Consider the following 1353-nt stretch of genomic DNA (forward strand, 5'->3'; position numbering starts at 1 on the left):
CCAAGAAACCTCCGACGCCTACTCTGGCGTCGTCACCTGCCTCTGTGCCCATCACCGGGTGATCGTCTGCAGGGATCGCATTCAATTTGTAGTGCAGCGTCGCAAAAAGGGTGGCGCCGAGCGGCCCTGGCGCGGGGTTGGCTACTTTCGGACCCGTGAGGCTCTGATCCGAGCCTGCGCCACCTTGTGCGGCCGGATTGACCCCGTGGCACTCGCCATCCTCGCTGATCTTCCCGTGATCATCGGAGGTGCGACATGAAGCGACAAATGAAAAACCCCGACGATGCGCGGCAACGCACCCCCGGGGCCAATGAGGAATTTGATATGCGTACGAACTCCCTGACCCAGACATACGCCTCCTCTGGTATTTTGCAAACCCGTCATGTCCGCAATCGCTGCGGGCTGACCGATAGGCGCGCTCAGTTGATCGCAACTCTTCTCTTTGGGGAGGGCGGCAATTGAGCACCTCATTCAAGAATGATCAACACAATCGCGTCTGCAAGATGCTGAGCTTTGCCCTCACTCTGGAGAACGACCCAGTGGCTTGGAGCGGGTTGTCGACGGTTCTTCAGGTCCGTCTCTCTGGCTTTGAGCGCTCCTGCCTTCTGATGGCGGTTGTCGGGTCGATGGCGGCCGAGGACGTGGAGTATGTCGTAGGCGAGGTGCGCAAACGCCAGGGGATCGGCATGCCTTTGCCACCCCTCTTTGATGCAAGCGATGAAGCATCGTGGTGGGCGGACCATGCATCTCCCGAGGAGCGCAAGGCGGTGCTGGTCGCGGCGTTCCTCAGTCTGTCGCATCGGGACCGGGATGCTTTCCTCGCCTCCGCAAGCCGGAGGGATGCCGCATGAACTGGAATCACGCATTCAAGACATTGGAGGCTGGCGCTGCGCCGGTCTCCACCACCCTGCCCCCGATGATGTCGGCTCGCGAACTGCAAACGACTGAGTTCCCACCGATCTCCTGGATTGTGCGTGATCTTCTGCCCGAAGGTGTCACGCTCTTTGCTGGAAAGCCCAAGCTGGGGAAATCCTGGCTGGCCCTGCAAATGGGCTATGGCATTGCGACAGGGGATGAGGTTCTAGGTAGGGCCGTCGAACAGGGGTCAGTGCTCTATGCCGCCCTTGAAGACAACGCGCGACGGCTAAAGAAGCGGATGCACAAGATCGCGCCCGATGATCCCAACTGGCCGGAGAAGTTCCTGTTCTCGACGGAATGGCCCCGGCTGGATCAAGGAGGCCTCACGGCCTTTGAGGACTGGATCAGGAGCACGCCTGATGCACGCCTCTTGATCGTGGACACGCTGGCGACGGTACGACCCGCGTCCGGCGGCAAGGATAGCCAGTATCAATC

4 protein-coding genes are annotated in these 1353 nt (G+C 60.5%); all 4 read left to right on the plus strand.

From position 1 onward, the window contains the following. Positions 1-259 (plus strand): hypothetical protein (locus BOA8489_RS20595; RefSeq protein ID WP_176440396.1); only part of this gene is annotated, 259 nt, incomplete at its 5' end. Continuing rightward, positions 256-462, plus strand: coding sequence for a hypothetical protein (locus tag BOA8489_RS19985; RefSeq protein ID WP_141138357.1), 207 nt, complete (start codon positions 256-258; stop codon positions 460-462). The genes BOA8489_RS20595 and BOA8489_RS19985, both read left to right, overlap by 4 nt. Continuing rightward, positions 459-851, plus strand: coding sequence for a hypothetical protein (locus BOA8489_RS19990; RefSeq protein WP_141138358.1), 393 nt, complete (start codon positions 459-461; stop codon positions 849-851). The genes BOA8489_RS19985 and BOA8489_RS19990 overlap by 4 nt, the downstream gene beginning before the upstream one ends. Further along, positions 848-1353: AAA family ATPase (locus BOA8489_RS19995; RefSeq protein WP_141138359.1), on the plus strand; the 506-nt coding region annotated here is incomplete at its 3' end. The genes BOA8489_RS19990 and BOA8489_RS19995, both read left to right, overlap by 4 nt.

It is taken from the genome of Boseongicola aestuarii, from assembly GCF_900184815.1.
Taxonomy (GTDB): domain Bacteria; phylum Pseudomonadota; class Alphaproteobacteria; order Rhodobacterales; family Rhodobacteraceae; genus Boseongicola; species Boseongicola aestuarii.